The 24794-nt window shown below is 59.5% G+C and carries 19 protein-coding genes and 1 pseudogene; 6 read left to right on the forward strand and 14 right to left on the reverse strand.

Annotated elements, in window-relative coordinates; all coding sequences use genetic code 11:
• Window positions 1-191: 191 nt before the first annotated feature.
• From Q8X48_RS27860 to Q8X48_RS27890, 7 genes are all read right to left on the reverse strand, one after another.
• On the reverse strand, window positions 192-1844 hold the full coding sequence (locus tag Q8X48_RS27860; protein ID WP_217835355.1) for a BatD family protein: 1653 nt from the start codon (window positions 1842-1844) through the stop codon (window positions 192-194).
• Window positions 1841-3580 (reverse strand): VWA domain-containing protein, encoded by a 1740-nt coding sequence (locus Q8X48_RS27865; protein ID WP_407802608.1) that lies wholly within the window; start codon window positions 3578-3580, stop codon window positions 1841-1843. The genes Q8X48_RS27860 and Q8X48_RS27865 overlap by 4 nt, the downstream gene beginning before the upstream one ends.
• Entirely contained in the window at window positions 3577-4659 is a 1083-nt protein-coding gene (locus Q8X48_RS27870; RefSeq protein ID WP_407802798.1) for a vWA domain-containing protein, read from the reverse strand. Before Q8X48_RS27870 ends, Q8X48_RS27865 begins: the two co-directional genes overlap by 4 nt.
• Complete coding sequence (locus tag Q8X48_RS27875) at window positions 4652-5146, reverse strand: DUF4381 domain-containing protein (RefSeq protein WP_407802428.1); 495 nt, start codon at window positions 5144-5146, stop codon at window positions 4652-4654. Before Q8X48_RS27875 ends, Q8X48_RS27870 begins: the two co-directional genes overlap by 8 nt.
• On the reverse strand, window positions 5143-6087 hold the full coding sequence (locus Q8X48_RS27880) for a DUF58 domain-containing protein (protein ID WP_007979925.1): 945 nt from the start codon (window positions 6085-6087) through the stop codon (window positions 5143-5145). Before Q8X48_RS27880 ends, Q8X48_RS27875 begins: the two co-directional genes overlap by 4 nt.
• A gap of 5 nt (window positions 6088-6092) precedes the next feature.
• On the reverse strand, window positions 6093-7052 hold the full coding sequence (locus Q8X48_RS27885) for an AAA family ATPase (protein ID WP_015095342.1): 960 nt from the start codon (window positions 7050-7052) through the stop codon (window positions 6093-6095).
• A gap of 286 nt (window positions 7053-7338) precedes the next feature.
• Window positions 7339-7692, reverse strand: a complete 354-nt coding sequence (locus tag Q8X48_RS27890; RefSeq protein ID WP_015095341.1) for a hypothetical protein — start codon at window positions 7690-7692, stop codon at window positions 7339-7341.
• 322 nt (window positions 7693-8014) lie between these two features.
• Here Q8X48_RS27890 and Q8X48_RS27895 point away from each other — a divergent pair, with 322 nt between their 5' ends.
• Together Q8X48_RS27895 and Q8X48_RS27900 are read left to right on the forward strand one after the other, a co-directional pair.
• Complete coding sequence (locus tag Q8X48_RS27895) at window positions 8015-9835, forward strand: S8 family serine peptidase (protein ID WP_407802429.1); 1821 nt, start codon at window positions 8015-8017, stop codon at window positions 9833-9835.
• Between the two features lie 606 nt (window positions 9836-10441).
• Window positions 10442-15337 carry an NAD-glutamate dehydrogenase gene (locus Q8X48_RS27900; protein WP_126046025.1) on the forward strand — a complete coding sequence of 1632 codons (4896 nt, stop codon included), beginning with the start codon at window positions 10442-10444 and terminating at the stop codon, window positions 15335-15337.
• A gap of 80 nt (window positions 15338-15417) precedes the next feature.
• On the opposite strand, the gene Q8X48_RS27905 is transcribed toward Q8X48_RS27900, so the two are convergent.
• The 5 genes from Q8X48_RS27905 to pdxR all read right to left on the reverse strand — a co-directional run bounded on the left by Q8X48_RS27905 (window position 15418) and on the right by pdxR (window position 19539).
• Window positions 15418-15942 carry a hypothetical protein gene (locus tag Q8X48_RS27905; protein WP_407802430.1) on the reverse strand — a complete coding sequence of 175 codons (525 nt, stop codon included), beginning with the start codon at window positions 15940-15942 and terminating at the stop codon, window positions 15418-15420.
• A 246-nt stretch (window positions 15943-16188) separates the two neighbouring features.
• Complete coding sequence (locus Q8X48_RS27910) at window positions 16189-16896, reverse strand: ATPase (RefSeq protein WP_126046023.1); 708 nt, start codon at window positions 16894-16896, stop codon at window positions 16189-16191.
• Between the two features lie 228 nt (window positions 16897-17124).
• On the reverse strand, window positions 17125-17535 hold the full coding sequence (locus tag Q8X48_RS27915) for a cupin domain-containing protein (protein WP_102673584.1): 411 nt from the start codon (window positions 17533-17535) through the stop codon (window positions 17125-17127).
• Window positions 17536-17688: 153 nt separating this feature from the next.
• Window positions 17689-17982 carry a putative quinol monooxygenase gene (locus tag Q8X48_RS27920; protein ID WP_095967027.1) on the reverse strand — a complete coding sequence of 98 codons (294 nt, stop codon included), beginning with the start codon at window positions 17980-17982 and terminating at the stop codon, window positions 17689-17691.
• A 123-nt stretch (window positions 17983-18105) separates the two neighbouring features.
• The gene (gene pdxR, locus Q8X48_RS27925; RefSeq protein WP_407802431.1) at window positions 18106-19539 is read right to left on the reverse strand and encodes a MocR-like pyridoxine biosynthesis transcription factor PdxR; all 1434 of its coding nucleotides are present in this window, start codon (window positions 19537-19539) and stop codon (window positions 18106-18108) included.
• 203 nt (window positions 19540-19742) lie between these two features.
• Between pdxR and Q8X48_RS27930 the strand changes: the two genes are divergently transcribed.
• The 3 genes from Q8X48_RS27930 to Q8X48_RS27940 all read left to right on the forward strand — a co-directional run bounded on the left by Q8X48_RS27930 (window position 19743) and on the right by Q8X48_RS27940 (window position 21972).
• Window positions 19743-20183 carry a carboxymuconolactone decarboxylase family protein gene (locus Q8X48_RS27930; protein ID WP_218484419.1) on the forward strand — a complete coding sequence of 147 codons (441 nt, stop codon included), beginning with the start codon at window positions 19743-19745 and terminating at the stop codon, window positions 20181-20183.
• 73 nt (window positions 20184-20256) lie between these two features.
• Window positions 20257-21234, forward strand: a complete 978-nt coding sequence (locus Q8X48_RS27935; protein ID WP_407802432.1) for a LysR substrate-binding domain-containing protein — start codon at window positions 20257-20259, stop codon at window positions 21232-21234.
• Window positions 21235-21450: 216 nt separating this feature from the next.
• The gene (locus Q8X48_RS27940; protein ID WP_407802433.1) at window positions 21451-21972 is read left to right on the forward strand and encodes a GNAT family N-acetyltransferase; all 522 of its coding nucleotides are present in this window, start codon (window positions 21451-21453) and stop codon (window positions 21970-21972) included.
• Between the two features lies 1 nt (window position 21973).
• Here Q8X48_RS27940 and Q8X48_RS27945 read toward each other — a convergent pair.
• Window positions 21974-22075 (reverse strand): annotated as a pseudogene (locus Q8X48_RS27945) (aspartate/glutamate racemase); the annotation flags it as partial.
• A gap of 91 nt (window positions 22076-22166) precedes the next feature.
• On the opposite strand from Q8X48_RS27945, the gene Q8X48_RS27950 reads away from it, so the two are divergent.
• Window positions 22167-22661 (forward strand): hypothetical protein, encoded by a 495-nt coding sequence (locus Q8X48_RS27950; RefSeq protein ID WP_407802434.1) that lies wholly within the window; start codon window positions 22167-22169, stop codon window positions 22659-22661.
• A 64-nt stretch (window positions 22662-22725) separates the two neighbouring features.
• Here the strand turns inward: Q8X48_RS27950 and Q8X48_RS27955 are convergent, their stop codons facing one another.
• A complete protein-coding gene (locus Q8X48_RS27955) occupies window positions 22726-24762 on the reverse strand; it encodes an LTA synthase family protein (RefSeq protein ID WP_407802435.1) in 2037 nt (678 codons plus the stop codon).
• Between the last annotated feature and the right edge of the window lie 32 nt (window positions 24763-24794).

Genomic DNA, 24794 nt, shown 5'->3' on the forward strand with positions numbered 1-24794 from the left:
AAATGCCCGGTCGCGCGATGGAATGCTCTGTGGCGAGGGGGCTTGCCCCCGTTGGGCTGCGAAGCGGCCCCAAGTTTTTCTGTCACACCGAGCTGCCCGGATTTACGGCCGCTTCGCGACCGAACGGGGGCAAGCCCCCTCGCCACAGGCAAGCTCCCTCGCCACAAATGCATCCTTGCCGGCGAAGGGTTCTATTTCGGATAAAGCGGCGGCAACCCACTGTCGCCGACCGGGTCCTGCACCCGTTCGGCCATCGGGATCGCCTTGATCGCCCGCCACAGCTCGTCACCTTGCCAGTACTGGCCGGTTTCGCTGTAGAGCGCGCCGTTCAAGCCGTCGAGGGCGTTGGACAGGGGCACGAAGCGGGCGGCCATGTCGGCCAGGGTTTCCGGTTGTTGCCGGGCCCAGGCGTCGAGGGCCTGGCGGGTGGCGTGGGAATCATTGGCCAGGCAGGCGCGCTTGAGGTCGTCGAGTACGGTGCGCGGGCTCGGGCCGGTTTGGGCGGTGCGCGCCACCGCCGGTTGCCAGCGGCCACGCCACCAGAGGCCGAAGCCGAGCAGGGTGGTGCAGGCCAGGAACAAGGTGCTGAGTTTCCAGCGCCATAGGGCTTCGCTGTCGGCGCTGGCCTGGACCGCAGACGCGCCGGCCGGGGTGTCGACCACCAGGCTCGGGTTGGCCGCCACGTGTAGCGTGCGGGCAGGCAGGCTGCTGTGTTCCAGATGGTCTTCGAAAGTGTTCCACCAGACCACGTCGACGGTGGGCAGCTCGATGGCGCCGGTCCGTGTCGGCACCAGGGCCTCGCGGTCTTCACGGCTGCCGACCAGGCCGCGTTCGCTGTTCTGGTTGCCGAACACCGGTTGATCCGGGTAGCGGCGCAGCCCGCCGACATCGGTGCCGGGCAGCGGTGGCAGTTGGCTGCTGGACAAGCCTTCGGCCGTCACCGTCAGGCTGCGGGTCAGTGAATCGCCGACCTGGGTGTGGTCCGGTTCCGGGTTCCAGCTTTCGCTCAGGGTCAGGCTGCGCGCAGGCAGCCAGGGTGCATCGTCCGGCCAGGTGGTGGGTTTGGCCTTGACCGTCAACAGCAGTTCGGTCGAGGTGACGCGCATCAGCTTGCCGGATTTCGGCCCCTGGGCGGCGCTGTCCTGTACCGGTTGTGCGTCGACCAGCGCAGCGTTGAAGATCTGTGCCGGAATGATCAGTTCGCCACTGTGTTGCGGGTAGATCGCGTAGCGCATTTCGATCACACCGTGGCGCAGGCCATCGATGTCTTTTTCGTAGGTGCGTGAGTCGCCCAATTGTTCGATGCGTGCGTCAGGTATCTGCAAGGGTGGCAGGCTGCTGTCGTCGTACAGCGACACCGAGTGGTAGATGCGCAGGGTCAGGACGGCCTGGGCCTGAACGTACACGCTGGTTTGATCGAGGCTGGCATCGATGAACACCGGGGCGCGTTTGTTCGGGGTGTCCGGTGTTTCGCTCTCGACCACTTGCAGGGTGATCGGCTGGCTCTGCAGTTCGCCCAGTTGCAGGGGCGCAATCACGACACTGCCGTTTTGCCGCGGCAGGAGGGTGATGATCCAGCGCGTGGCGGCCTGGTTCTCGCCGCTGAGGGTGTTCAGCTGGTTGACCTGGCGGGTGCCGCGCACTTCGAACAACGGCTCCAGGGGTGTCAGGTCGGGTTTGCCGAACTGTGTCACGTCGGTGGACTCCAGGGTCAGCTCGACCGTCTCGCCTGAGCTCAGGCGAGTGCGGTCCACACTGGCGGCCAGCTCTGCAGCCTGTGCCTGGACAGTGCAGAACAACAGGCCGTGCATCAGCGCGAGCAATAAAACGGTGAAGCGGGTCATCGAGTTTTTTCCTGATCCTGATGTTGCTGCTGTTCGTACCAGAATTTTCGCCGCAGCAGCTCACCGGGGTCATCCGGGATCTGCCGCAACCACTGCTCCAGTGCCTGACGCTGTTCACCTTCGATACTGTCGGTGGCAGGGCGCAAGGGCGGCGTGGTGTGTTGTTCGTCGCCCAACTCGCTGCCGGGCACTTCATTGGCACCCGGTCTGGGCGGCGACACCGGCGGTTGCGCGGTGTTGGAGTCGGCCGGCGGCTCCTGCGCCTGCGGCTCACCGTTTTCCGAAAACAGCGATGAAACACCGGGTGGAGTCTGTTGTTGCATGGCCTGGGGTTCGTCGCTGGCAGACGGGTCCGGTTCCGGGGCGGGCGGGCTGTTTTTCTGCTTGAGCAGCTCCTCCACCAGCGCCTTGTTGGTCAGCGCCGGGCGCAAATCCGGTTGACGTTCCAGAGCCTGTTCGTACGCGTCCAGGGCCGCCTCCAGCTCACCGCTTTTGGCCAGGGCATTGCCTCGATTGTAGTGGGCGTGGGCATCGTTGCCTTCTGCGAACCGCTCGGCGGCGCGGGCATAGTCTGCAGCTTCATAGAGCGCCACGCCTTGCCACTGGTGGTCTTCGAAGCGCCGCGCGGCTTCGGCCGGGCGTTTTTGCTTGAGCAGGTGCACGCCTTGTTGATCGGGACGCAACCACAGGTCGACGAGGTCGAAGGCGTAGCTCGGTTGAGGCAGCGCCAATAGAAGAGGCAGGCACAGCAGCCAGCCGCGACGTCCCGCGCAGGCCGCCAGCAACAGGAGCGGTAGCAACAGCCAGTAACCCTGATCGGCCCAAGTGTCCAGGCGCAGGGTCTGACCGTCGTTGCGCAGGTGGCGTGGGCCGTCGAACAGGCCAAGGGCATGCAGGTCACTGTCGTCAAGGCGTGCCTGGCGAAAGCCTCCATCCAGGTCGTTGGCAAAACTTTTCAAGCCTGGCTCGTCCAGGCGCGGCACGAGAATGGCCCCTTGTTCATCCTTGAGGAAACTGCCGTCCTCCTGGGTGATGGGCGAGCCTTCGGCGGTGCCGATGCCAAGCATCAGAAATTGAGTCGATTTGCCGTTGAGCGCGTGACGAATGCCCAGCCGTTCCTGTTCGGTCAAGGACGAACCGATCAGCAGGATCCGGCCGTCGCCCAGCGCCGCTTGTTCGAGCAGCGCCAGGGCTTTGGTCACCGCCAGATCGGCGCGATGCCCGGCCTCTGGCATCAACGACGGTTTCAGTGCGTCCAGCAGATTGCGGCTGGTGGAAAGATCATCCGACAGCGGTACCAGCGTGTGGGCACTGCCGGCGTAGACGACGATGGCGGTTTGCGCGTCGCTGCGAATCTGCAGCAGATCGAACAACTTGCGTCGAGCCTGTTCGAGGCGGTTGGGCATGACGTCGGTGGCGAGCATTTCCGGGGTCAGTTCGAGAACCACCACCAGCGGGTCGGCGGGCTTTTGGCTGGTCTGCTCGACACGCTGCCAGCCCGGACCGAGCAGGGCGAGCACGGTCAACAGCCATGCCAGACCGAGGGCGATCCAGGGCAGTTTACTGTCACGGCCACTGCCGCCACTGAGCAGTGCGGCGTGAAAGGCCGGTGGCAGAATCATTTGCCAGCGCCCGGCGCGCTTCTTGCGGTGCCAGAGTTGCCAGAGCAACCAGCCAAGCACCGGCAGCAACAGCAGCCACCAGGGGCGGAACCAGTACGGCCACAGCGCACTCATCGACGCCTCCGCAGGCGCAGGCGTTTAAGGCGCTGGCGCCAGTCAGGCAGCAGTTGGGTTTGCAAGAACAGGTCCTTGGTAAACAGGCGTTGCAAGGGGTTGTCCGGCCAGAGCACGGGGGCCACCAGGAGCATGCTCAACCACAGCGCCAGGGCTAGTGGCCAGTGGTACAACGCTTGAGTCGGGCGGGCCTGGGTGGGTTGCTGGGCCACGGGCTCCAGTTGGTCAAGGGTGTCCTTGATTGTCTGCAGCTCTTTGCCGTCGCGAGCACGGAAATACTGGCCACCCGTAGCCTCGGCGATGGCCTTGAGGGACGGTTCGTCCAGGTCCAGGCTCGGATTGACGCCGAGAAAGCCGACCGTGCCACTTTGCTCGGGATCGGCGCCGATGCCGATCGGGTAGATTTTCACGCCTTCCTTGGCGGCGAGTCGCGCAGCGGTGAGGGGGTCGATTTCACCGCCATTGTTGGCGCCATCGGTCACCAGAATCAGCACGCGGCTGGTGGCCGGACGCAAGCGCAGGCGCTTGAGGGCCAAGCCGATGGCATCGCCGATGGCGGTGTTTTTGCCGGCGATGCCGATGCGCGCCTCGTCGAGCCAGACGCGCACGGTGTGGCGGTCGAAGGTCAGCGGTGCCTGCAGGTAGGCCTGGCTGCCGAACAGGATCAGCCCGACCCGGTCACCTTCGCGGCTTTCGAGAAAGTCGCCGAGCAGATGCTGGACCAGTGACAGGCGACTGATGTCTTCGTCCTGCCATTGCATGTCAGGGAAATCCATGGACCCGGAAACGTCCACTGCCACCAGCAGGTCACGGCCGCTGGCGGCAATCGGCAAGGGCTCGCCGAGCCACTGCGGGCGAGCCGCCGCGACCAGCAGCAACAGCCATAGCAGGATGAACGGGGCCTGCTGGCGCCAGGCTGGCAGGTTGGCCCGGGCGCGTCGCCCGGCGAGGCCTTCCAGATCGCTGAGGAAGCTGACCTTGAGTGCCGGTTCACCACTGTCGGCCACCGGCAATAGGATGCGCATCAGCCACGGCAGCGGCGCAAGGGCAAAAATCCACGGCCAGGCGAATTCAAACATGTTTGCGAATCCACGTTTCGACGGCTTGGGTCAGGCCGGCGATGGCCTTGTCGTCGAGTTTGCATTCGGGTTTGTAGGCGCCTTCGACAAGCACCATCCAGCGGGTCAGGCCGGCCGCCGGGCAGCGATTGTCGAGGAACGCCAGCCATTTGCGGCCGTTGAGGGTGTGGCTCTGGCTGTAAGGATAATGGTTGCGGCACAGGCGCTTGAGCAAGCCGTTGAGTTGCTGCAGCCAGGCACCGGCCGGCGCACCGTCGTAAGGCTTGGGCATCAGTGCCAGCTCGGCCAGGGCCGCAAGGCGTACCGGGTCAAGCGGCTGTTCGGCACGTACCACGGGACGTTTGTGTGGAATGAAGCGACGCAGCTTCCACAGGCCCAGACCGATCAGCGGGATCACGAGCAGCAGTAACCACCAACCCGGTGCCGGAGGCCAGAATTGCACCGTTGGCGGGGATATCAGCGGTTGCAGTTGATCAAGGCTGCTCATCGGCCTTTCCCCGGTTTCTGTGGGTTCAGGTATTCGCGCAATTGCTCGACCATCTCGCTCTGAGTGCTCAACGGCATCATCAGCACCCGTAGTTTCTGCGCGAGCAGTTCCCAGCGGGCGATACGTGCTTCGGCCTGGGCCCGGTAAGTCTGGCGCAGATCGAAATTCAGCGTGTCGAGTTCCAGTTGTGCGCCGCGTTCGGCGAAACGCAACAGACCTGCGGCGGGCAGGGCATGATCCAGCGGATCGGACAACGGCAGCAGCAACAGGTCGCAGTGGCGCGATAACAGGCTCAGCTGTTGCTCGGCGCTGTCCGAAAGGGCGCGTTCGTCGCAGATCACGATCACCAGACTGCCAGGGCGCGACACTTCCCGGGCACGGCGCAGGGCAATGCCAAAGGCGTCGCGGTCCGGCTCGCTTTCGCTATTGAGCGACTGATTGACCCGCACCAGCCGGTTGAGCAACTGCAGCAGGCTTTGCTTGCTGCGCCGAGGCTTGATTTCGTAGTGCTCGTTGTCGCCATACACCAGCCCGCCGACCCGGTCGTTGTGCCCCAGGGCGGCCCAACCGATCAGGCTCGCGGCCTGGGCGGCGAGCACTGACTTGAACATCAGGCCCGAGCCGAAAAACAGCCGGCGGCTTTGTTCGACCATGATGAAGATCGGTCGCTCACGTTCTTCGTGGAACAGCTTGGTGTGGGGTTCCTGGGTGCGGGCAGTCACGCGCCAGTCAATGGTGCGCACATCGTCGCCGGCCTGATAGACCCGCACCTGATCGAAGTCGACGCCACGTCCGCGCAGTTTGGAGTGGTGCAGGCCGATCAGCGGACTGCGCTGGCTCGGCGTGGAGAAAAGCTGCACTTCACGCACGCGATGGCGCATCTCGATCAGGTCGGCGAGGCTGACACGGATGCCCGGCTCGGGCGGCAGGCTGGCGTTCATCGGGGTCAAGCGACGGCTACGACGTCGAGAATCCGCTGGACCACCCGGTCCTGATCGATGCCAGCGGCTTCGGCTTCAAAGGAAAGAATGATGCGATGGCGCAACACGTCGAACAGCACGGCCTGGATGTCTTCGGGGCTGACGAAGTCGCGGCCGGCCAGCCAGGCGTGGGCACGGGCGCAGCGGTCCAGGGCAATCGAACCGCGAGGGCTGGCGCCATAGGCGATCCACTCGGCCATCTCCGGGTCGAACTTGGCCGGGATGCGGGTGGCCATGACCAGCTGCACCAGGTATTCCTCCACGGCGTCGGCCATATACAAACCGAGGATTTCCTTGCGCGCGACAAAAATCGTCTGTTGAGTAACCCGACGCTCAGGCTTCGCTTCGCCGTTCAGGGCTTCTCCACGGGCTTGCTGCAGAATCCGGCGCTCAACAGCGGCATCGGGAAAACCGATTTTCACGTGCATCAGGAACCGGTCAAGTTGGGCTTCCGGCAGCGGATAGGTACCTTCCTGTTCGATGGGGTTTTGCGTGGCCATCACCAGGAACAGCGGCGACAGTTCATAGGTACTGCGCCCGACACTGACTTGCCGCTCGCCCATGGCTTCGAGCAAGGCCGACTGAACCTTGGCCGGGGCGCGGTTGATTTCGTCCGCCAGTACCAGGTTGTGGAAGATCGGCCCTTGCTGGAACACGAAGCTGCCGGTTTCCGGGCGGTAGATTTCCGTACCGGTAATGTCGGCCGGCAACAGGTCAGGGGTGAACTGGATGCGGTGGAACTGGGCCTCGATGCCTTCGGCGAGTTCTTTGATGGCCTTGGTCTTGGCCAGGCCAGGGGCGCCCTCGACCAGCATGTGGCCGTCAGCGAGCAGGGCAATGAGCAAGCGCTCGATGAGTTTTTCCTGGCCGAGAATCTGCGTTGAAAGAAAGGTTCGCAGCGCGAGCAGCGCTTCACGATGTTCCATCGATGACTGTTCCTGCAAAAGGGTGGCCGAGGACGTTCGAAAATGCGCCAGGGCTGGGGGCGTTACTTTAATCCATCGCGGGGGGCGGCGACTAACGGCATTTTGTGCAAAGTGCAGGAAATGGCTGGCAATCGTTGTAGGAACTTTCTGCGGGTTTCAGGCTGGTGGTGTTCTTTCGGGCCTCTTCGCGAGCAAGCCCGCTCCCACATTTGATCGCATTCTTGTTGGAAGAGCGCGGTCGACTGTGGGAGCGAGCCTGCTCGCGAAGGCGCCCGCTAAGGCACCATCAAATCTGGCTGATATAGGTGCCAGTACCCTTGAGAATGTTCTGCAAGGTTTCATCCACCTCAGACAGATCTGTCATGTCGGCATCAAAGGTGATTTCCAGTACATCATCCCCATTCAGCACATCAGCATCTGCCGCCGCAATTTCAATCTTCAACAGGGAAGGGCTAAGGGTGACTTTCACGCCCTCCAGGGTCGAGGGTTCGCCGTCGAGGGTGATTTCCAGTTCGTCCTCATCCGGGTAACGGCTCATCAGGAACATTTCGCCCTTGTCGCTATGGCAGCAAAGCATGGCCATGTTGTCTTCTTCGTCATCGCATGGGTTGACGATCAAGAGGGCGGTTTTCATTTTCATGGGGATTTCCTGGCTCGACGAGCGCTGCGAAGACAGACAAGGGCACAATTCTGCCAGCCTTTAAAAAATCCTGCTCGGCTACAGACCCTTTTGCGTAGCGATAGCAACTACAACGAGACGTCTCAGGGCAAATTGCCTTCAGTCTATGTGACCAGTCGTCGGCACTGTTATTTTTGACAGTAGCCACTCTTCGGTTTGCAGCATTCACTGTGGGTCGAGCAATCAATGAATAGCAGTCGAGTTTGTTCTGTGTTGCATGGGCCAGTGCTGGTGTTGCTGGAAAGTGCTTTATTGATTTTTGCAACCGTTGCGAGGTGTAGACATGAAGTCGATGAGTAAATGGCTGGGTGTCATGTTGTTCTGTGTTGCTTCGTTGCCTTTGCTGGTGAATGCGGCCGCTCCTGATTATTCGCGTGTAATGATATTGGTTAAGCGCGGTGTTTTATCTTCGGAAAGTCATGGTGATTCGTTAAAGACACTCAAGCTTCTTGCGCCTGATATGCGGCCGCTGGTTCCACCTTCCCGAGAGAGAACCATTGCTCAATTACAGGCGCTGCAGAGACATCGATTGGATCGTTATTTCATGGTTGATACCCATAAACTGACTGAAAATCAGGCTGAGTCATTGCTTGATAAATTAAGACAGAATCCTTTGGTCGAAAGCGCCGAGTTTGAGCCACGTGTAGAAGGGATGCATGAAGATAACGGTAAGCCTATTAAAAAACTCGCGAGCAAAAATATTCCTGATTTCACGGGTCAACAAAACTATCTGCAAGGCAAAGCTACAGTAACCCCTTATAAGATTGGTGGCGTGAATGCGGTTGAAGCCTGGAAGGTTTTGGGTGGAAAAGGCCGCGATATGCAAGTGATCTCCGCAGAAATAAATCGCTGGGCGGAGGAACATGTTGATTTACCAAAAGCTAATCTGGAAATTGATGTCGGGGCCGTAACAGGCTCTCATGATACGGCCAGTGCAGGCATTATTGCATCACGGGAAAATGGCTTTGGCACTACTGGGATTGTTCCCTATGTAAATCTCGGTTATTTGCACTGGGGTACGGACAGATTGCTCCAGTTGGCGGATAAGCTAAGTGAGGGTGATGTAGTGCAGATAGGTGTTCATATCAGAGAGAAGGAGCCTTTTAGTGAGGTTGGTTGCATGGTTAGATGTTTTGTGCCGATCGAAGACAATAGAACGGTGCGCGATATTATTGCTTATCTTGTTGAAGAAAAAGGCGTGCATGTGGTGGAGGCTGCGGCGAATGGTAATATAAATTTGGATCATCCGTTTTTCAATGGTTACTATGATCGTAATGTTTTCGATAGCGGTGCAATTTATGCGGGGTCTGTTGATCCAAAAACTGGCCTTAGAGCGAGCCATTCCGAATATGGAAGTCGCGTCGATTTGTTTAGCTGGGGTTACAATGTCACAACGACGGATTGGAGTGTGAGCAATCCAACCACGGGCTATACGCATACGTTTAGCGGCACCTCTTCAGCGAACCCAATCATTGCCGGTGTTGTTGCCTCGTTACAAGGAGTAGCCCGTGCCAAGGGGCTAGGCAATATTCCACCGAAAGAACTCCGTAAACTCCTCGTCGAAACAGGCTACCCGCAGATCAACGGCGATAGTACAGAAATAGGCGTTCAACCCGATCTGGAAGTCGCAATCAGGAAAATGTTGGAGGACAAACCGCCTGCAGGACGGCTTGCCGTGCCAGAGGAAGTAGCATCGGGCGAGACATTCAGCGCACATGTCTATGCGGGGTCTCCAGCAAACAAGCCCCTGAATTATCTTTGGACCGCCACCGGATTCGAGCCTTCGAGAGGTGATACGCAATCGATGTCCTTCAAAGCGCCGACAGTCACTGCGGATACTAGAGGCACCCTTTCTGTAGCCGTTTCTGACGGCACGCATACCACTACGCTAACTGAGCATCTCAATATCAAAGCACCTGCCGGGGGCGGTGAGTGCGGCGATATCCCGACCTGGGATGTGGAGAAAATTTATGCAGTCAAAGGAGAAGAAGTGGCGTTCGAGGGAAAAAAATACAAACAGCACCACTGGAGCCGTGGCCAGCGACCGGATATCTACTCAGCTCCGAATGGACAGCCTTGGCTGCCAGGGGTCGATTGCCCATAACAAGGTACTTGCAGGGCAGTGTTGTTGTCTGTGCCGAAATCTTGAACTGCCAGTGAGCACTGAAGGCCCCGTGCTCACTGGCACTTTTGACCCGCTCATCTTCGTTGATCACTGCACCTGACGCCACCAAGCCTCATTCCCCCCCCCCCAAAAAAAAACTCTGCTCGTCCCAGCGGCCATGCTCATGTAGCGAACAACCAGTGTGTTACCGGTCATTTCTGGTACGAAGGTCCCGTAAATGCGGGTGCAAAGCCGTCATTTTCCTGTACGACTGCTAGTGTTGTTCGATGCGCATGCCTAGAGCAGCGTGCCGATGACCGAATATGTCGCAGCACCGCAAGCACGGGCCTTGTCGCACTGGTTAAGCTGCGCAACCAATGGATACCTGTAAAGACATTGGAGCAACCCGTGGCCAGTCGTTTTTGCAGATGCCCATTCACGGAAGGTGAATGTGACCTGAGTGTCTCGTCCAGCTTCACCCACCTGTCACCCTGTTTCCTCTGCCCGAGAATCAGGAACCGGGTGACGGCTAGCTTTGAAACGTAGCCCCGAAAGGGGTTTCGCGCGACGCTTCCATCAATAACAAGCCCAAGCGGAGTACCACAGATGGCGTTCTTCACCGCAGCCAGCAAAGCCGACTTCCAGCACCAACTGCAAGCGGCACTGGCGCAGCACATCAGTGAACAGGCACTGCCACAAGTGGCGCTGTTCGCTGAACAATTCTTCGGCATCATTTCCCTTGACGAGCTGACCCAGCGTCGGTTGTCCGACCTTGCTGGCTGCACCCTTTCTGCATGGCGCCTGCTTGAGCGCTTCGATCACGCGCAACCGCAAGTGCGCGTCTTCAACCCCGATTACGAACGCCATGGCTGGCAGTCGACCCACACTGCGGTCGAAGTGCTGCACCACGACCTGCCATTCCTGGTGGACTCGGTGCGTACCGAGCTGAACCGCCGCGGCTACAGCATCCATACCCTGCAAACCACCGTGCTGAGCGTGCGTCGTGGCAGCAAGGGCGAGTTGCTGGAAATCCTGCCCAAGGGCACCCAGGGCGAGGACATTCAGCAAGAATCGCTGATGTACCTGGAAATCGACCGCTGCGCCAACACCGCCGAGCTCAATGTGCTGAGCAAAGAGCTGGAGCAGGTGCTCGGTGAAGTCCGCGTGGCGGTCGACGATTTCGAGCCGATGAAGGCCAAGGTCCAGGAGATCCTGAGCAAGCTGGACAACAGCCAGTTCGCCGTCGATGGCGACGAGAAGAGCGAAATCAAGAGCTTCCTGGAATGGCTGGTGGGCAACCACTTCACTTTCCTCGGCTACGAAGAGTTCGTGGTCAGCGACGAAGCCGATGGCGGCCATATCGTCTACGACAAGGACTCCTTCCTCGGCCTGACCAAGCTGCTGCGTGCCGGCCTGACCTACGATGACCTGCGCATCGAAGACTACGCCGTGAACTACCTGCGCGAACCGACCCTGCTGTCGTTCGCCAAGGCCGCGCACCCAAGCCGTGTACACCGCCCGGCTTACCCGGACTACGTGTCGATCCGCGAAATCGACGCCAACGGCAAGGTCGTCAAGGAATGCCGTTTCATGGGCCTGTACACCTCGTCGGTGTATGGCGAGAGCGTGCGGGTGATCCCGTACATCCGCCGCAAGGTCGAGGAAATCGAACACCGTTCCGGCTTCCAGGCCAAGGCTCACCTGGGCAAGGAACTGGCGCAGGTGCTCGAAGTGCTGCCGCGCGACGATCTGTTCCAGACTCCGGTGGACGAGCTGTTCAGCACCGTGATGTCGATCGTGCAGATCCAGGAACGCAACAAGATTCGCGTGTTCCTGCGCAAAGACCCGTACGGCCGTTTCTGCTACTGCCTGGCCTACGTGCCGCGCGACATCTATTCCACTGAAGTGCGCCAGAAGATCCAGCAAGTGCTGATGGATCGCCTGAAAGCCACCGACTGCGAGTTCTGGACCTTCTTCTCCGAGTCCGTGCTGGCCCGCGTGCAGTTGATCCTGCGCGTCGACCCGAAAAACCGCCTCGACATCGACCCGCTGCTGCTGGAAAAAGAAGTGGTGCAGGCCTGCCGCAGCTGGCAGGACGACTACGCCGCACTGACGGTCGAGAGCTTCGGTGAAGCCCAGGGCACCAACGTGCTGGCCGATTTCCCGAAAGGCTTCCCGGCCGGTTACCGCGAGCGTTTCGCCGCGCATTCCGCTGTGGTCGACATGCAGCACCTGTTGAGCCTGAGCGATAAAAACCCGCTGGTGATGAGCTTCTATCAGCCGCTGGGCCAGGTCGCCGGTCAGCGCCAGCTGCATTGCAAGCTGTACCACGCCGATACCCCACTGGCACTGTCCGACGTCCTGCCGATCCTGGAAAACCTCGGTCTGCGCGTGCTGGGCGAGTTCCCGTATCACCTGCGTCACAGCAATGGCCGCGAATTCTGGATTCACGACTTCGCGTTCACCGCCGCCGAAGGCCTGGAACTCGACATCCAGCAGCTCAACGACACGCTGCAGGACGCGTTCGTCCACATCGTGCGTGGCGATGCCGAGAACGACGCGTTCAACCGTCTGGTACTGACCGCCGGCCTGCCATGGCGTGACGTGGCACTGCTGCGTGCCTACGCCCGTTACCTGAAGCAGATCCGCCTGGGCTTCGACCTGGGTTACATCGCCAGCACCCTGAACAACCACACCGACATCGCTCGCGAACTGACCCGGTTGTTCAAGACCCGTTTCTACCTGGCGCGCAAGCTGACCAGCGATGACCTGGACGACAAGCAACAGCGTCTGGAACACGCGATTCTCAGCGCCCTGGATGACGTCCAGGTACTGAACGAAGACCGCATCCTGCGTCGCTACCTGGACCTGATCAAGGCCACCCTGCGCACCAACTTCTACCAGACCGATGCCAACGGCCATAACAAGTCGTACTTCAGCTTCAAGTTCAACCCGCACTTGATTCCCGAGCTGCCCAAGCCGGTACCGAAGTTTGAAATCTTCGTGTACTCGCCACGCGTCGAAGGCGTGCACCTGCGCTTCGGCAACGTTGCCCGTGGCGGCCTGCGCTGGTCCGACCGTGAAGAAGATTTCCGTACCGAAGTCCTGGGCCTGGTAAAAGCCCAGCAAGTGAAGAACTCGGTGATCGTGCCGGTGGGTGCGAAGGGCGGCTTCCTGCCGCGTCGCCTGCCACTGGGCGGCAGCCGTGACGAGATCGCGGCCGAGGGCATCGCCTGCTACCGCATCTTCATTTCGGGTCTGCTGGACATCACCGACAACCTGAAGGACGGCGCCCTGGTACCACCAGCCAACGTCGTGCGTCATGACGACGATGACCCGTACCTGGTCGTGGCGGCGGACAAAGGCACCGCGACCTTCTCCGACATCGCCAACGGCATCGCCATCGACTACGGCTTCTGGCTGGGTGACGCGTTTGCCTCCGGCGGCTCGGCAGGTTACGACCACAAGAAGATGGGCATCACCGCCAAGGGCGCGTGGGTCGGCGTACAGCGCCACTTCCGCGAGCGCGGCATCAATGTCCAGGAAGACAGCATCACCGTGGTCGGTGTTGGCGACATGGCCGGTGACGTGTTCGGCAACGGCTTGCTGATGTCCGACAAGCTGAAGCTGGTCGCGGCGTTCAACCACCTGCACATCTTCATCGATCCGAACCCTGAGCCGGCGTCGAGCTTCGCCGAGCGTCAGCGCCTGTTCGACCTGCCGCGTTCGGCCTGGTCGGACTACGACACCAGCATCATGTCCGAAGGCGGCGGTATCTTCTCGCGCAGCGCGAAGAGCATCGCGATTTCCCCGCAGATGAAAGAGCGTTTCGACATTGAGGCCGACAAGCTGACCCCGACCGAACTGCTGAACGCCTTGCTCAAGGCGCCGGTGGATCTGCTGTGGAACGGCGGTATCGGTACGTACGTCAAGGCCAGCAGCGAAAGCCACGCCGATGTCGGCGACAAGGCCAACGATGCACTGCGCGTGAACGGCAACGAACTGCGCTGCAAAGTCGTGGGCGAGGGCGGTAACCTGGGCATGACCCAACTGGGTCGTGTGGAGTTCGGCCTCAATGGCGGCGGTTCCAACACCGACTTCATCGACAACGCCGGTGGCGTGGACTGCTCCGACCACGAAGTGAACATCAAGATCCTGCTGAACGAAGTGGTTCAGGCCGGCGACATGACCGACAAGCAACGTAACCAGTTGCTGGCGAGCATGACCGACGAAGTCGGTGGTCTGGTACTGGGCAACAACTACAAGCAGACCCAGGCCCTGTCCCTGGCAGCCCGTCGCGCCTTGCCGCGGATTGCCGAGTACAAGCGCCTGATGAACGATCTGGAAGGCCGCGGCAAGCTGGATCGTGCCATTGAGTTCCTGCCGTCGGAAGAAGCGATCAACGAGCGTGTCGCGCAAGGCCATGGCCTGACCCGTGCCGAGCTGTCGGTACTGATCTCCTACAGCAAGATCGACCTCAAGGAGCAGTTGCTGGGCTCCCTGGTGCCGGACGACGACTACCTGACCCGCGACATGGAAACCGCTTTCCCGCCAACGCTGGTGAGCAAGTTCTCCGTGGCCATGCGCCGTCACCGCCTGAAGCGCGAAATCGTCAGCACCCAGATCGCCAACGACCTGGTCAACCACATGGGTATCACCTTCGTTCAACGACTCAAAGAGTCGACCGGCATGAGCCCGGCGAACGTGGCCGGCGCCTACGTGATCGTGCGTGACATTTTCCATCTCCCGCACTGGTTCCGTCAGATCGAAAACCTGGACTACCAGGTTGCCGCCGACGTGCAACTGGAGCTGATGGACGAGCTGATGCGCCTGGGCCGTCGCGCCACGCGCTGGTTCCTGCGTGCCCGTCGCAACGAGCAGAACGCTGCCCGTGACGTCGCGCACTTTGGTCCGCACTTGAAAGAGTTGGGCCTGAAGCTCGACGAGCTGCTCAGTGGCGAGATCCGTGAAACCTGGCAGCGCCGTTATCAGGCCTACGTCGAAGCCGGTGTGCCGGAGCTGCTGGCGCGTATGGTGGCTGGTACCTCGCACCTGTACACCCTGCTGCCGATCATCGAGGCTTCCGACGTGACTGGCCAGGATCCGGCTGAGGTGGCCAAGGCTTACTTCGCCGTGGGTAGCGCGCTGGACATCACCTGGTACATGCAACAGATCAGCGCTCTGCCGGTTGAAAACAACTGGCAGGCCCTGGCCCGTGAAGCGTTCCGCGATGACGTCGACTGGCAGCAACGCGCGATCACCATCTCGGTCCTGCAACAGGGCGACGGCACCCAGGACGTGGAAGCACGGCTTTCCCTGTGGATGGCGCAGCACGAAGGCATGATCGAACGCTGGCGCGCGATGCTGGTGGAAATCCGTGCCGCCAGCGGCACTGACTACGCCATGTACGCGGTGGCCAACCGCGAACTGCTGGACCTGGCGTTGAGCGGTCAAGCGGTAGTGCCTGCCGCCGTCGCCGCCGAGCTGGAACCGGCGGCCTGATCAGGCGTTGAATGAAAAAGCCCCGCATCGAAGGATGTGGGGCTTTTTTTTAATGGTTCAAATCACCACACACTGCTATTTCAAGTGTAGGGCGTAGTGCTTTGAGGGGTGGCCACGTTTCTTTCAAGAATTTGCAGTTTGAACGAAACCTGGTGACCGATTTGGTCGTGGAAGCAATAACGGTTCACCTCCCCACCCCATAGGGTTTTTTTGATAAGGCCTGCATTGCGTGCTTGCAAGTAAACAGTCAGGTTATCGCTGTCGAAGTCATCGAGCGTGACAATCTTGAAGCTGTCATTCAGTAAGTTAAAAGAAGTCGTATCGCCCGCCGCCGGAAGCGCCCCGAGGAAACCTTGGGTGCTCTTGCTGAAGTAGTTGTTGTAGTAGGATTCGCTTAGGATTTGCAGGTTGTAATAGTCGTCATAGCACCTGAAATGCACCACTATCCCTATGCTGTTTTTATTTTTAGGGGTGACGCCCAAGGGTACCATTTTCTGTAAATCAGCGAAGTAGACTTCTGCAGTCGTAATCAAGTGTTTGTGCGGGCCATCTTCGTCGTCATGCTGAAAATGCCTGTCGCTTAATACCCTTTCGAAAAAAGTCATGGGGCTCCCTTCGCAGGTCAAGCACGCTATGAAGGATCTTTCCTGATCTTTGCTCATATATCAATCCATTATTTAAAGTTAAAAAGGTGGCTGTTCCGTGCAGAACTTAAAATAACTTTAATTGGTTTGTTTTACCTTGGTTATTTGTTTCGCAGTGCTACACGGCCCGCTCCCATTTCCTGATCTACTGTGGGAGCGAGCTTGAGCGTGCCTTTAGGCGTCAGAAAGTCTGGGGGGGCGATAACATCAGTAGCGGTTCTGCTCTGGCGTGTTGTCAATCATCGACAGGCTAGTCGGTTTGCTCAGCAAACTATTGAGCGACTGGTCAAACTTCTGCAGCGCCCTGACTTGCACATTCTGTTGTTCATGGATGTCGGCAACTATGTCTTCACTACGTTTGTAGTCAGCCCACACGGGACTGAGTGCTTTGGCGTCATGCCCTTGTGCAGTACCGATATAGTTAAAATTCTTGTCGTAAAAATCTGCACTGACATCTGACTGGATGTCTGAACTGCGCGATGTCATCAGTTGGCTGCGGGTGTCGACCACCGCCATCACGTCCGGTTTCGCTGCCCTGAGGCTCTGCATGTCCGGATACACAGTCACCGAACCGAATTGCCGTTGCAGGGAGGCCTTGACCCAATCCACGGCCAGGTCTGGCCTGGAGGTGGCTACATAGGCGTCATGAATCGGCTGCACCAGCAGGCTCTGGCCGAAACCGGTGCCGGCGTTGGCCTGGTAGTCCCGCAGATAGGCACGGTTCGTCTGGGTATTCTGGCTGTAGATGATGCCCAGCGAGACATGGCTGCCGTTGGTAATCAGGGTGGCACCACTGCGGCCTACCGGTTCGGTGAACATGCCATTGAGCGAAGAGACCGACGTTGGCGCAGTCGGGATCGAGCAACCAGTTAAAACTACCGTTATGGTCAACGTACTGACAAGTGCAAGTTTCATGGTGTTTCTCCAGTGAGACAGTTTGGTCGACAGTTGAAGTTGCCGGCGTTGTGTCGACAGTGACTCAAGACTAAACCCTGGATGTTTTATTGAAATAGCCAATGTTCGAACTTATCCGGTGGCCAATAGTTTTGTTTGGCTTAACAGCTTGCGGTTAATTGCCTCGGGAAATAAAAAGGCCCGAATTCGCCATTCGAGCCTTTTTATTTATGGCTGTACGTTCAGCCATCAGTTTTCCAGTGGGATCAACACTTTCTCGTCGGGGGCCAATACCATGAACACCAACAGCTTCGCCGGTTTGGTTGTACTGGCGTTTTTCGAGACCAGGTGTTCCGAACCTGCGGGTTCGTACCAATACTCACCGGCCTTGTAGGTAACCGCTTTTTCGCCTTTCACCTGAGAAGTGATCGACCCCGAAAGCACATAGGCCATGGCCGTGCCGTCGTGCTTGTGGGCGATGGACGATTGGCCTGGCTGGTAGTCAACTTCGATCATCAAAGCCTTTTTGCCGGGAGCATTTTTCAGCATCTGGTCCTGCAAAACGGTGACCTTTTCCGAAGGGTCATGGGCAAAGGCCGAAGCGGACACAATCATGGCCAGAGCGGCGAGGGAGGCAGCACAGCAACGCAACATGTTCATGGTTCTTTACCTGCGGTGGTTAGTTGTTGCAAACCACAGTAGTGCGCAAGCGGTAGCGGTTAAACAGCCAATATTGCGGAAGGCGAGGGGACCAAAGCAAAGATCGCAGCCCGTGCAGGCGCTGCCGCAGGCTGCGATCCTTTGATCTTGTTTTCAGACGATCGGAAAACTGTTGAAGTCCACGGCATTGGCCAGTTGGCTGTCGATCAGGCTAATGAAACCCTGGACTTCGGGGCAGTTGAAATGGGATTTCATGGCCGCTTCCGATTGCCAGCGGGCGCTGACGGTCCAGCGATTGCTGTCCTCTGGGCAGCGGTCGACCATATAGGATTCGCAGCCCGGTAGTTCACGCAGGGTTTCGACAATCTTTTGCAGTTGCTTACCCAGTTCATCCGAGCGGCCGGCGGCGGCCTGTACCTGTACGGTATTGATCACTTCATGGGACATTGCTCACACTCCTGAATCAGGCCGGACGAATCCTGCTCATTGAGGGTTAACGCCTATGCAGGATAGGCCTGACCCTGCGGACCGCCAATAGCCAATCGCCGGATAAAACCCCAGGCCAATCCGTCAGGCCACCTGCTGCAAAATGTCGCGCACACGGTCCAGGGCGGTGTCGATGTCCAGGGTCTCGATGGCGCCAAAACCGAAGAAAAACCCGGCCTTGGGCGCTTGCTGATAGAAAAAGCCGTCGATGGCATAGAGCCCGACTTCGACTTTTTTCGCCAGTTCGATCACCAATGGAATATCCATGGGCACTTTGCACATCACCACCATGTGGAAGCCGGCGGTGGACGGCACCGCCTCCAGCCAGGGTGAGAGGTCGCCGGCCATGCGCGTCAGGATCCGTTCACGGCGCCCGGCATAGACCGTATGGCAGCGGCGGATGTGCTTAAGCAGGCAGCCTTCGGCGATGAACTTGGCCAGCGCCCATTGCGGCAGGGTTGAGGTGTGCAGGTCGGTGAGCTGTTTGGCGCGCACCACGGCCTCCAGGATCGCTGGCGGCAGGATCGCATAGCCAAGCCGCAGTTCCGGCAGCAGGGTTTTGGAAAAGGTCCCGACGTAAGCGACGATCCCCCGTTCATCCATGCTTTGCAGGGAATCGGTGGGGCGACCTTCGTAGCGGAATTCGCTGTCGTAGTCGTCCTCGATGATGATCGCGCCCAGCTCATGGGCCTTGGCCAGCAGTGCTTGCCGGCGCGCCTGACTCATCGGCATGCCCAGCGGGAACTGGTGCGACGGGGTGACGTAGATCAGGCGCGTGCCGCGAGGAATCTGGTCCACCACAATGCCTTCGGCGTCCACCGGCACGCCAATCACCGTGGCACCATGGGTGCCGAACAGCAGCCGCGCCGGCGGGTAGCCGGGGTCCTCCATGGCGACCAGGCTGCCCGGACTGATCAGCACCCGCGCAATCAGGTCCAGCGCCTGCTGCGCGCCGTTGCACACCACCACATCCTCATCCTGGCAATTGACCCCGCGGGAGAACGCGATGTGCCGCGCAATGGCGTTGCGCAGGGCGGGCAAGCCCTCAGGCTGGCTGTACAAGCCCTTGGAGCCGGCAATCTGGCGCAGCGCGTGGGAGGTGCAGCGTCGCCAGTCATCCTGGGGAAACTGGCCCTTGCTGGTGGCGCCACCAATGAAGTCGTAGCGCAGCGAGCCTTCCAGGGTCGGATGACGCAGGAATACCGGCAGGTTGCGCCAGGATTCGATCACCTCAAAGCCGCCAAGCTCTGTGTAGTTCTGTTTACGCTGCACCTTCGACGAGCGCGCATTGACGTAGGTGCCTTTGCCGACCACGCCGGTGAGGAAGTTTTCGTAGGTCAACTGGGCGTAGGTATCGGAAATGGTCTTGCGTGAAATGCCCAATTGTTCGGCCAGCAAACGGCTGGGCGGCAGTTGCGTCCCGGCGGCCAGGCGTCCGGACTCGATGGCGCTGCGCAGTTGGTTATACAACTGGCCGGCCAGGTCCTTGCGGCCATTGATGACAACATGCAGTTCCATGTCGGCGAGACTCCGGGGCTGTTGAGGCGCGTGTGCGTCGCGCAAGATTACCCTTATCCGCTCGGTCGGCAGAAGTTGCGCGGTGGAAAAACCGTCAATTGGTCTGCAGGCCGTGGTCCACGGGGAAATCGCGAAATTGGATCTGTCATGCTCGCGCGCCAGCGCTTACCGTGAAAATCAACTCAAGGCCGCACGAGAACGCCATGAAGCCCCGCCTGGATTACTACAGCGCGTCCCCCAAAGCGATGAAGGCCATGATCGCCATGGAGGCCCTGACCAGCAGCCTGAGCATCGAGCAGGGCCTGCTGCACCTGATCAAGATTCGCGCCTCGCAACTTAACGGCTGTGCCTTCTGCACCGACATGCACTCGGTGGATGCAAGGCGCCTCGGCGAAAGCGACCGCCGTCTGTATTCCATTGTGGTCTGGCGCGACAGCAACTTTTTCAATCCGCGGGAAAGAGCCGCGCTGGCCTGGACCGAAGCGGTGACCTTGCTCTCGCAAAGCCACGTACCAGACGATGTTTACGCGCTGGCCAGGGAGCAGTTCAGTGAAAGCGAAATGGTCGACCTGACCATCGCCGTCACCACCATCAACAGCTGGAATCGCCTGGCCGTGAGCTTTCGCCAGACACCCAGCGCCTGAGCCATTGTCACGGCAGGTTCATCAATGATCCGCAGGATGGAACTGTCAGTGTCATGTCGACAGGGAGTCCTCGATGTCAGTCATGGAAACCGGCGCCCACCGGGGCGCTACCGAGTATCGTGTAGTCATCGATAAAAATGCGTCCTGGCGCCAGTTGGCTGCGGGTATCGACCCCGAACTGGCGCTGTGCTTCACCGTCAGTGCCCGTTGCGGTTGTTTCATGCAGGCCGCGCGCAGCCTGAACATCAAGGCCACCCGCCTGCGCAGGCAACTGGCGCTGCTGGAGACACAGCTGCGCTGCTCACTGTTCAACCCGTCAGACAATGGTTTGAGCCTCAGTCGCGATGGCTTGCGCCTGCACGCACAATTGATCGCCCTGGCCCATGAGCGCGATCTGCCGGTGATCGAACAGCCGTTGATTCGGCTGGCCGTGGCCGATTCGATCCTGCATGACATTCTCGGGCGTGACCTGGTGGCGTTGCTGCGGCGCAATGCCAGCGTGCGCCTGGACATCAAGACCCTCGACAGCGAACTGTCCCTGCAAGCGGTCAGCGCCGACGTGGTGGTGTGGCTGGGTGAAACCGGATCACCGTTACCGGGGCCGAGCTTTGCCACCACCGAACCCCGGTCTCTGGCGCAACTGGAGTACCTGCCGCACATTGCCAAGCGTTACTCACGGGTGGCTTCCAGGCCGGAGTGCCTGGAGGAACTGGCCGATTTCCTCCTGGTGCAATGGCAGCAGGACTGCCAGGTTGAAAGCTTCCGGCCATGGAATGCGCTGGTGGACCAACGCCTGGCGGGAGCTGTGCAGTTACAGTCCTACGAACTGATGCTGGAGATGATCCGTTGCAGCGCCTGCGTCGGTCTGCTGCCGCACTACATGAGCCATTTCGACCGTGGTCTGGTGGGCTTGCCGGGCCTGTTCGAGCGGCCGATGCGACGTCAGGTGTGGATGGCGGTCAATGCCCGTTCCGAGGAGGACGCGCAGGTACGGATGATCGTCGAGTTGATCGAGAACACCTTCAGCGAGCGTCGGGAGTGGTTCGAGTGAAGATGGCTTGAATAGACTGCTACCCCTGTGGCGAGGGGGCTTGCCCCCGTTGGGCTGCGTAGAAGCTGCAATAACGGGTACTGCGGTTTGCAGGATGAAAACGAGTATTGGATTGTCGGGGGTCGCTACGCAACCCAACGGGGGCAGCCCCCTCGCCACAAAGGTTTCGTTCGGGATAGAGTGAACGGCCATGTCTGCTTCAAGGATGATTCACCCATGCCGACCACCGAACCCGTTATCACGTTCGAGCGCTTCAACGAATCCCATATCGAAGGCATTACGGCGCTGTACAACGATCCCGCCATCGCCCGGCAGACCCTGCAAATGCCGTTCCAGTCCACCGAGCTTTGGCGCAGTCGCCTGGCGCCGGATAACGAACGCCTGGTGAAGGTAGTGGCCCTGCATCAAGGCACGGTCATCGGCAATATTGGCCTGGAGCAGTTCTCACGCATTCGTCGCAGCCATGCCGGCAGTTTTGGCATGGGTGTTGCGGTCGGGTGGCAGGGCAAGGGCGTGGGGTCGAAGCTGCTCGCGACGGCGCTGGATATCGCCGACAACTGGATGAACCTGCAGCGCGTCGAGCTTTCGGTGTATGCCGATAACGAAGCGGCCATTGCCCTGTACCGCAAGTTCAGCTTCGAAACCGAGGGCCTGTTTCGTGATTACGCCGTTCGCGACGGTGTACTGGTGGACACCTTGAGCATGGCGCGCCTGCGTCGCCCGCCCAGGGCCGGCTGAGTCATTCGCCCAGGGCGAACGCCACCGCAGCTTGCGCTTGCAGCTCGGTGGTGTCGAGCAAGGGCAGGGTGCTTTGTTCGGGTCAGATCAGCAAGCCCACCTCCAATACCGTTCGCGCTTTTAGTCGTACGCTGGCAGCGCGCATCTGCCATTCTGAAAGTCCGCAGTACTGCTTCAACCAAAGGATCACCGCAATGGACGATGTACAGCAACTGGGCGAGATGCTTCGTCACTACGCAGAAAGTGAAGCGCACAAGAAACAGCTGTTCGAGTCGCAATCGGCACAATGGGCGGCGCGCATTGCTGAACTGTTCGATCAGATCCAGCAGTGGCTGGAGCCAGTGCTGGTACCGCATCTGCTGGAAGTAAGCCGTGAGGCCTATGTTGCATCGGGGCCGAGCGTGCCAGTCGAGGCATCGACGTTCAAGAGCGAAAAGCTGTCCATTGTGATTGCTGGCAAGCCGGTGGAATTCGTGCCGGAGGTGATGGGTGTCGGCGGGCAGATTTCCATTGCCGTGATGGGATTTACCGCAGCGCGTTATGGCAGCGTGTCACTGGTGTGCCTGCCGCCATCCACTGGTTGGCAGTGGCGCAAGACCAATGGCTTGAAGGACCCGGATACCTTTGAGTTCGATGCAAACTTCCTGGCGCAACAGCTGCAGAGCCTGATTCCCCGCGAGCGCAGCTGATGTCATAGGTCAGGGCGACCCGCGTCTATCTGCACCATAGACGCGGGCTCGCTGGCGCCAGCAGTTACTGTCGCACGTTCTGATACAGCATTAACCTTGAGGTTTCATGCATGGCGCGGGTCAACTGCACCAGGCGTTTGAACTCTTCAGGGTTTTGCTCGGCCACGTTGTCCAGGGGCGTCTTCGAGGCAAGGTCGTGGAGCGTTGGCGAGCTGCCGTCGTGCTCCATTTGCACCATGTAATGTTGAGTCACGCCGGCAATCAGCGGGAACGTTCCTTCGCGCAATACCAGCGGTACCACGCGTTCACCCTCGGGCGCCGGCTGCTGAATATCACGACCCATGCCGCTGTTGCGGAACTCAAGACCGGCCATGCCCGCCACTGTTGGCAGCAAATCCACCAAGCCAACCGCCTCCTGGACCTTGCGTGTCCCGAGCAAGCCCGGGGCGTGGATGATCATCGGCACCGCATTGCTTTCCAGGCCCAGTTGCTCATAGGCCGGGGCCAGGAAAGGGATCTGCGCGATACGGGTGTTGTGGTCGCCAAACAGCACAAAGATGGTGTTGTCGTAGTAGCCGCCGGCCTTGGCGATTTCCATCAAGCGGCCGATGTTGAAGTCCAGCAGGCGCACGGCGTTGTATTGCTCGACACTGCGCGACCCTGCGGCCTGGACTTCCTCGAGGGTAGGGCGCTTGACCTCGAATCCATCATTGGTCTTGGGAATCGTGAAGGGACGATGGTTGCCGGCAGTCTGTACATACGCAAAGAACGGTTTGTCCTTGGGCAGCGCCTGCAGGAGCTGGTCGGTCTCCTTGAACAGGTCCAGATCGGAAATGCCCCAGACATCCACCACCGGGGATTTCCAGTCCCGCTCTTCGTACAGGCGAACGCCGTCGATGCTTTGTCGAATCAAGGCATTCATATTGGCCCAGCCGGAATTGCCGCCGATGGTGTAGATCTTCTCGTAGCCGGTGAAGGCATTGACCAGGGAGTGCTGCCGGGTGATCAACGGGTTACGCGTCGCAGTCTCTTGACGCGTGACGTCAGGGACCCCGGAAATGCTGGCCCATACGGTTTTTGCGGTGCCGGTCACCGGCACATAGAAGTGCTCGAAGAACCAGCTCTGCGTGGCCAGGCGATCGAGATTGGGGGTCGGATTGATCGGGTTGCCGTAAGCCCCGACGGCACTGGTGCCCAGGGATTCAAGCATGACAAACATCACGTTCGGCGGTCGTGATCCCGATACTTTGTAGGGTTGTGGTGCCTGGTGGCGAACAAAATTAAGCGTTTGCGGATCGGGCTGGTCAACGCCCAGGTAGTTGGCCATGACTGAATAGTTCTCGCGCACCTGTGCTTCGTCATAGCGCGACTGGCCGACCTTGAGCGTGTCATACAGGAAGATCACCGGGTTGAGCCCCAGTGCAGCAGTCTGGTTATTGCCCGAGAAGAAGGCATCGCTCCAGCGCAATGGCACAGGGTTTTCCAGGTTCATGTTCTCGACACGGCCTAAAATGCCCAGCAATACCACCATGACCATCAACGCGCCGCCCCATGTGGCAGAGAACGGGTGAATCGGTTTGCGAGGGCGGTCCAGCGTCACACGCTCCAGATGCACCAGGGCCAGTGTCGTCAACGCTACCGTTGCCAGCCAACCCAGAGAAATCCAGATGACCGGGTAGGTCTGCCAGACCATGTCACGGGATATTTGTGCATCCTCGATGAAGCGCAATACCGTGGCGTTGATCCTCATGCCCAGGTAAGCGTAATGCCCGAAATCGATGATGTAGATCAGCAGCAGGGCGCCTAGAGCCGCGAAAATGTAAAGGCGTGCGATCCAGCGCAGCAAGCGGCTTGTGATGAGGTTCCAGCGAGGAATCCAGGCAAACAAAGCCAACGGCAGCATTACCAGAATGGCCAGGCGCAGATCGAAACGAAAGCCGATGCCCAGGGTTTCCCGTACGGCCTCGTCCTTGATCAGGGCATTAGCGTCGAAACCGGAATAGCCGAAAAAGAACACCACCCGTAGCAGGGCAAACAACGCAAACAGAATCGCTGTTGCGCCTAGCCAATAGTGCAAACGTCTCGATTGCAGCCAACCCATCCAAGTTCCCCTGTTAAATTTGTCGTTCAAGC

The organism is Pseudomonas sp. QLc11A (assembly GCF_052112305.1).
In the GTDB taxonomy this organism is placed as follows: Bacteria; Pseudomonadota; Gammaproteobacteria; order Pseudomonadales; family Pseudomonadaceae; genus Aquipseudomonas; species Aquipseudomonas laurylsulfatiphila.